At 62.0% G+C, this 6,691-nt stretch carries 6 protein-coding genes; 5 read left to right on the forward strand and 1 reads right to left on the reverse strand.

All coding sequences use genetic code 11. The features are described 5' to 3' along the window. Positions 1 to 37 precede the first annotated feature (37 nt). Both NKH06_RS22075 and NKH06_RS22080 read left to right on the forward strand, forming a co-directional pair. The gene (locus tag NKH06_RS22075; protein ID WP_352893984.1) at positions 38 to 1,000 is read left to right on the forward strand and encodes a glycosyltransferase family 4 protein; all 963 of its coding nucleotides are present in this window, start codon (positions 38 to 40) and stop codon (positions 998 to 1,000) included. Between the two features lie 146 nt (positions 1,001 to 1,146). Beyond that, positions 1,147 to 2,373: an anion transporter gene (locus NKH06_RS22080; protein ID WP_352676916.1), complete on the forward strand. Its 1,227-nt coding sequence runs from the start codon at positions 1,147 to 1,149 to the stop codon at positions 2,371 to 2,373. On the opposite strand, the gene NKH06_RS22085 is transcribed toward NKH06_RS22080, so the two are convergent. Continuing rightward, a complete protein-coding gene (locus NKH06_RS22085) occupies positions 2,370 to 2,957 on the reverse strand; it encodes a TetR/AcrR family transcriptional regulator (protein WP_352442204.1) in 588 nt (195 codons plus the stop codon). The genes NKH06_RS22080 and NKH06_RS22085 overlap by 4 nt on opposite strands. A gap of 87 nt (positions 2,958 to 3,044) precedes the next feature. On the opposite strand from NKH06_RS22085, the gene NKH06_RS22090 reads away from it, so the two are divergent. The 3 genes from NKH06_RS22090 to NKH06_RS22100 all read left to right on the forward strand — a co-directional run bounded on the left by NKH06_RS22090 (position 3,045) and on the right by NKH06_RS22100 (position 6,588). Beyond that, the gene (locus NKH06_RS22090; protein WP_352442205.1) at positions 3,045 to 3,968 is read left to right on the forward strand and encodes a crotonase/enoyl-CoA hydratase family protein; all 924 of its coding nucleotides are present in this window, start codon (positions 3,045 to 3,047) and stop codon (positions 3,966 to 3,968) included. A 132-nt stretch (positions 3,969 to 4,100) separates the two neighbouring features. Then, positions 4,101 to 5,423: a serine hydroxymethyltransferase gene (gene glyA / locus NKH06_RS22095; RefSeq protein ID WP_352442206.1), complete on the forward strand. Its 1,323-nt coding sequence runs from the start codon at positions 4,101 to 4,103 to the stop codon at positions 5,421 to 5,423. Positions 5,424 to 5,481: 58 nt separating this feature from the next. Continuing rightward, complete coding sequence (locus NKH06_RS22100; RefSeq protein WP_352442210.1) at positions 5,482 to 6,588, forward strand: branched-chain amino acid ABC transporter substrate-binding protein; 1,107 nt, start codon at positions 5,482 to 5,484, stop codon at positions 6,586 to 6,588. Positions 6,589 to 6,691 lie beyond the last annotated feature (103 nt).

Genomic DNA, 6,691 nt, shown 5'->3' on the forward strand with positions numbered 1-6,691 from the left:
GAACAATGGCGGGAACGGTCAGGTAAGCACAGCTATTATGATCCATTTGTTCAACGGCTTTCAGGATCCTTTCGGTGGCAGTGACCTCAAGACCTTGGAACTCTATCGGCTGTTGAGCGCCGATTCGGAGGTGCGCCTTTGGGCTGCGTCATCGCGCGCTTCAGGTGAATTAATGCGGCAATTCCCGATACGTCGTATTTCCCCGCTTACGCGAAAAGTTCCGGATGGCGGCACTTACGTTTTTCTCGGAGCGCATTGGCGCAACAAGGTGTGGCCTTACCTGATCCCGCGGCCGCGCCGGCTGATTTACGACTTCAACACCCTTCATCCGAAGGTTCTCAACCTCACCACGCGCATGCCTCGGAGCTTGGGATGGCCCGCCGCCGAGATAGTGCTTGTTTCCGACTTTCAGAAGCGATTGCTCCAAATCGACGGCACCGTGCACCCCTCTCCGATCGAGATCGAACGTTTTTCACCATGGCGCCTGGATTCGGATCGTCCGTTCATCGTCGGACGCTTGAGCCGCGATGGGCCGGGCAAACATCATCCCGATGACATACCCCTTTACGAGACATTGCTGGCCGAAGGTACAGCCTTGCGGATTCAGGGAGGGACAGGGCTCAAGGGCAGCCTCATGCCGCATCCGCAACTCGAGCTGTTGCCACCCGGCCGATTTTCCGCCGAAGAGTTTCTGCAGACGCTCGACGTGTTTTATTATCGCACCGGTTGGCATGTCGAAACCTTCGGTCGCGTCGTGTTCGAGGCGATGGCCTGCGGGTTGCCCGTGGTCTGCCATTCATATGGAGGCTATTCCGACCATATCAGGCATGGCGAAAATGGTTTCTTGTTCGAAACGACGCACCAGGCGGCACGGATCCTGGCCGATCTCAAAGCCGATCCGGCGCTGCGGGCGGCAGTGGGCCTCAAGGCACGGCAGACCGTCGAGCAGCTGTTTTCACCGCAGGCACTGCGGCAGCGGCTGGATTTCTATCTGCGTTAGCGGCACGTCATCCCTTGGGCGGTGCTTGACGCAACAACATGCCTGGCTGTCTGTCATCGATCTCGACATCGCGCTAAAGCAGGCACGCAAATCAGACCATTGGGGCTGACAGGCAGCGGCACGCTACAGGGCAGGACTTCTTATCGATGACATTGATGGGCGCGGCGGCACTGCTGATCCTGATCTTGACTTACGCCGGTGTCGCCATCGGCCGCATCCCCGGCCTGCGGCTCGACCGGGCAGGGATCGCGCTGCTCGGCGGGGCCGCGATGATCGCCATCGGCGCGCTCAGCATGGAGGATGCCTACCGGGCGATCAATTTCGACACCATCACGCTTCTGCTCGGCATGATGATCGTGGTGGCGCATCTGAAAGTGTCGGGCGCCTTTCGCGGCCTTGGCGCCATCGCCATCGAGCACGCGCACGCGCCCTTCATGCTTTTGGTGATGGTGACGCTGCTGACCGGCGTGTTGTCCGCCTTCCTGGTCAACGACGCCATCTGCCTCGTCATGGCGCCGATCGTCGTCCACGTCACCCGTGTGATCAAGCGCAACCCGATCCCTTATCTGATCGCCACCGCCACCGCGTCGAATTGCGGCAGCGTCGCCACCATCACCGGCAATCCGCAAAACATGGTCATCGGTGCGCTGTCGGGCATTTCCTATCCGGCCTTTTCGGCAGCGCTGGCTCCGGTCGCCCTTTTCGGCCTCGTCGCGGCCGTTGTCATCATCCGCATCGTCTACCGGGCCGAATTTGCCCGCACGGTCCAACTGACGCCCGAAGTCTCGCGTGGCCGCATGCACAAGGGGCAGGTGCTGAAGGCGGTGGTGGTCTGCATCGGACTGGCAATCGCCTTCTTCGCCGGCGTGCCTGTCGCGAAGGCCGCACTCATCGGCGGCGCCATCCTCTTGCTCACCCGCGCCATCAAGCCGGAACGCATCTACCGCGAGATCGATGGTCCGCTGCTGTTCATGTTCGCCGGCCTGTTCGTTGTGGTCGCCGGCGCCGAAAAGACGCTTCTTTCGCCCGACATGATCGCTTCGGCCAAGAACCTCGGGCTGGGCGACGTCTGGCGCCTGTCCGGTTTCACCGCGGTGCTTTCCAACATCATGAGCAATGTCCCGGCCGTGCTGGCGCTTCGGCCCTTCATACCGGGCCTCGAAAACCCCGAGCGCGCCTGGCTGGTCGTCGCCATGAGCTCGACACTGGCCGGCAATTTCACGCTGCTGGGTTCGGTCGCCAATCTGATCGTCGCCGAACAGGCACGCGCCGCCGGCACGACGCTGTCGTTCGGCGCTTTTTTCAAGGTCGGCTTGCCGTTGACGCTGATAACGCTGGCCGCCGGCACCGCATGGCTGGCTTTCGGGTTCTAGACCGGGCTGCCTGAAATTCGCGCCCGCACCAGCGTCGCCGCGGCGCGGCCGGCGGCCTCGATGTAATCGGGGTTGCGGTGGATCAGCATGATCGAAAAGCAGCCGTCGATCAAAAGCACGATCTCGCGTGCCAAGGCGGGCGGCTCGCCGACGCCATGGTCCGACAAGGCGCCGGCCAGCCATGTTTCGAAATTCAGCTTGTGCCGCGCGCCGACCTTGACCGCCGGATGTCCGGGCATCGAGGCGAGTTCGGCGGCCGTGCGCAGGAAGCCGCATCCTTTCCATTTCGGGTGACGAGCGGACCTCGCCAGATTGGTGAAGATCGCCTCGACCTTGCGATCCGCGCCGCCTTCGGCAGCATCGAACCAGCCAGCCATCCGCTTCAGATTGGGTTGGTCGCGGCCATCGAGATAGGCGGCGATGAGGTCGTCCTTGCTCTTGAAATGGTAGTAGAGCGTGCGCTTGGTGAGACCCGCTTCCTCTGCGACGGCATCGACGCTGACGCGACCGATTCCTTCGGCATAGAAGAGCCTGGTCGCGGCATCGACAATGCGTTTGCGGGTAGGACTTTGCGTGTCAGGCATGAGCTTAGGTATACCGACTAGTGAATATACACAAGCGGAAAGAGGCATAGTCTTCCGGTCATCAGCATGATGAAGAAGGAAGAGCCAATGACCGATCTTGTCCTTAGCGAAACCCGGGATGGGATTGCCATCCTCACCCTCAACCGGCCGGAGAAGCTCAACGCGCTGAACTATGCCCTGATCGATCGCCTGCTTGCGATCCTCGACGACATTGAAGTCGATGACAGCGTCCGCGCAATCATTCTGACCGGAGCAGGGGAGCGGGCGTTTTCGGCCGGCGGCGACATTCATGAGTTCTCGGCAAGCGTGGCGGTCGGCGTCGATGTCGCGATGCGGGACTTCGTCATGCGCGGGCAACGGCTGACGGCGAGGCTGGAAGCGTTTCGCAAACCCGTCATCGCTGCCGTCAACGGCATTGCCTTTGGTGGCGGTTGCGAAATCACCGAGGCGGTGCCGCTGGCCATCGCCAGCGACCGCGCTTTGTTCGCCAAGCCGGAAATCAGCCTTGCAATGCCGCCGACCTTTGGCGGAACCCAACGCCTGCCCAGGCTCGCCGGGCGCAAGCGGGCGCTCGAACTGCTGTTGACCGGCGACTGGTTTGCGCCGCCGCGGGCGCTTGAGCTGGGTCTCGTCAACGAGGTTGTGCCGCATGCCGAGTTGATGCCGGCCGCGATCGGCCTGGCCAGGCGTATCCTGCGGCACTCCGATCTGGCGATCGCCAGCATCCTCACGGCAGTGACGCGCGGCCTCAACCAGAGCATCGCCGAAGGCTTGGCTGTCGAGGCCGAGCAGTTCGCCCGCATGGCCCCGACCGCTGATCTGCGCGAAGGGCTGGATGCCTGGATCGCACGCCGCGAGCCGGGCTATGACGACTCGTGGACGCACATCACCCGGCCGGATGAAGCCAGGCGAGCGTCGCTGGAGCAGGACCGGCTTGCGGAACAGGACCAAGGCGCTGTCGTCGCCGGCACATGGCCTTCGATGTCTGGATGGAAGCGACCCTCAAAATAGGGGCGGGGAGGGTAGACCTAGTTTTTCTAAGCCTAGGCGCTAGAACTACTCGCTTGCGCCATGCCGACCGACGGCTCCACCTTAGGCTCCATTCACAGCCGTATTGTCCGCCGGTTGGCAAAGGAGGCATCGATGGTCGCTCTCGCTCGCAGGCCCTGGGTTCCATCGCATTGCGACGAGTTTGCCCAGCAGTTGGCGCAGAAGACGAGCGCTCAGAAGACCGATGCCGTCATGGCGGCAGTCAAAAGGGGCATCGAGCTGAACCGTTCGATCCACGAGGCCGACTGCATCAACCTCAACCCGGCGACCAATGTGATGAACCCGAAGGCCGAAGCCGCACTCGCTTCCGGCCTGGGGTCGCGCCCGTCGCTTGGCTACCCCGGCGACAAATATGAGATGGGATTGGAGGGTGTCGAGCAGATCGAGGTGATCGCGGCCGAGCTGGCGGCCGACGTTTTCGGCGCCAGCTATGCCGAGATCCGGGTACCTTCCGGCGCGATCGCCAATCTCTATGCGTTCATGGTTGCAGCCAGGCCGGGCGACAGCGTCATTGTCCCGTCGCCGGCGATCGGAGGCCATGTAACCCATCATATGGCCGGCTGCGCCGGGCTCTACGGGCTCGATATCCACACCGCTCCAGTCGATGCCGACAGCTACACCGTTGACGTCGGCAAATTGCGCGACCTGGCCAGATCAATAAGGCCGAAGATGATAACGATCGGCAGCAGCCTCAACCTGCTGCCCCATCCCATTCGTGAGATACGGGAGATCGCCGACGAGGTCGGTGCGCTTGTTCTCTTCGATGCGGCCCATCTGTGCGGCATGATTGCCGGAGACGCGTGGCAACAGCCCTTGCAGGAAGGGGCTCATCTGATGACGATGAGCACCTACAAAAGTCTCGGCGGTCCGGCGTCCGGGCTGATCGTCACCAACGATGCGGTCGTTGCCGAAAAGCTCGACAGGATCGCATTTCCAGGCATGACCGCCAACTTCGATGCCGCCAAGTCGGCTGCCTTGGCGATCACACTTCTAGACTGGAAAGACCACGGCAAGGCCTACGCCGCGACGATGGCGCGGACCGCAAAGGCGTTGGCCGAAAGCCTTGCCGATCGCGGCCTGCCGGTTTTTTCGACCGGCAAGGGCTACACGACATCGCATCAGTTCGCCCTCGAGGCAGCCGAGTTTGGCGGCGGCCAGGCGGCGGCAAGGAAATTGCGGCTGGCCAACATCCTGACCTGCGGCATCGGCTTGCCCATAGACGCTGTCGACGGCGACATGAACGGGTTGCGCCTGGGTACGCCCGAGATCGTCCGCTGGGGCATGACCGAAGACGACATGCCGGCACTCGCGGCTCTCATCGCCAGAGGACTGCGCGGCAATGACGCCAGCGAACAAGTCGCGGCAGATGTCACGGCATTCCGGCGCCGGTTCAACAAGCTTCACTTTGTGAACTGACGCCTGAAGCGGCGGGAAAAGCCCGCCTTTCTCTAAAAAACAGGGGAATAAAATGCGCATGATCGTGCAGATGATGACTGCTGCCCTTATGACTGCGGCTGTTGGTGCGGCCAGGGCTGATATTGTGTTCGGCGTCGCCGGCCCGATGTCGGGGCCGAACGCCGCCTATGGAGAACAGTACCGCGTCGGTGTCGAGATCGCCGTTGAACGCATCAACGCCAATGGCGGCGTTCTTGGACAAAAGCTTGCCGTGTCGATCGGTGACGATGTCTCCGACCCGAAGCAGGGCGTTTCGGTCGCCAACAAATTCGTCGCTGATGGCGTTCACTACGTTGTCGGGCACTATAATTCCGGCGTCACCATTCCCGCTTCCGAGGTCTATGCCGAGAATGGCGTTCTGTTCGTGACGCCGACTGCCACCAACCCGATGGTGACGGAGCGCGGCCTGTGGAATGCCTTCAGGGCGTGCGGGCGCGATGATCAGCAAGGCTCCATCGCCGCCAAATTCGTTCTCGACCGTTTCAAGAACAAGAAGATAGCGATTGTCGACGACAAGTCGACGGCGGGCAAAGGCCTCGCCGACGAAATGGCCAAGGCCTATAACGCCGGCGGCGGCAAGGAGGTTCTCCATGAGGAGGTCAACCCGGGCGAGAAGGACTACAGCCCTCTCGTCACAAGGATCAAGCAATCGGGCGCCGACCTCGTCTACTATGGCGGTCAGCACACGGAGGCTGGACTGATTGTGCGCCAGATGCACGATCAGGGCGTCACCGCGATCCTGATGGGCGGTGACGGCATCTCCAACAGCGAATTCGGCGCCATCGGCGGTGATGGTGCTGTTGGAACCCTGATGACGTCGTTCCCCGACCCGGCAACGTTTGCAGAAGCCAAGGATGCCGTCGCCGATCTGAGGGCCAAAAACGTGCCCACCGAAGCAGTGACCCTCTACGCCTACGCGGCAACGCAGATTCTTGCCGAGGCTATCGCCAAAGCCAAGGCCGACGATCCAAAGGCCGTTTCCGATTATCTTCATTCCGGCGCCGGTATCTCGACGGTGCTCGGTTCGATCTCCTATGACGACAAGGGGGATATCAAGCAGCCCGGGTTCGTCGTATTTGAGTGGCAGAAGGTCGACGGCAAGCTGACCCCGGTCGCCCTCAAGTAGAAACACCGCGCCGGCGGCCCGGGAACCGCCCCCCCCCCCCAACCGCAAACTAGGCACAAGGGCGGAAATAACCCCCCCCCAAGCAATCCGGGGTGGTATAAAA

The sequence above is a fragment of the Mesorhizobium sp. M1342 genome, assembly GCF_040317955.1.
Classification (GTDB): domain Bacteria; phylum Pseudomonadota; class Alphaproteobacteria; order Rhizobiales; family Rhizobiaceae; genus Mesorhizobium.

Bases quoted from the DNA above. Each gene is read 5' to 3' on its own strand.
- glyA (WP_352442206.1), top strand. From the start codon at position 4,101: ATGGTCGCTCTCGCTCGCAGGCCCTGGGTTCCATCGCATTGCGACGAG.
- NKH06_RS22085 (WP_352442204.1), bottom strand. From the start codon at position 2,957: ATGCCTGACACGCAAAGTCCTACCCGCAAACGCATTGTCGATGCCGCG.
- NKH06_RS22080 (WP_352676916.1), top strand. From the start codon at position 1,147: ATGACATTGATGGGCGCGGCGGCACTGCTGATCCTGATCTTGACTTAC.
- NKH06_RS22090 (WP_352442205.1), top strand. From the start codon at position 3,045: ATGACCGATCTTGTCCTTAGCGAAACCCGGGATGGGATTGCCATCCTC.
- NKH06_RS22100 (WP_352442210.1), top strand. From the start codon at position 5,482: ATGATCGTGCAGATGATGACTGCTGCCCTTATGACTGCGGCTGTTGGT.
- NKH06_RS22075 (WP_352893984.1), top strand. From the start codon at position 38: ATGATCCATTTGTTCAACGGCTTTCAGGATCCTTTCGGTGGCAGTGAC.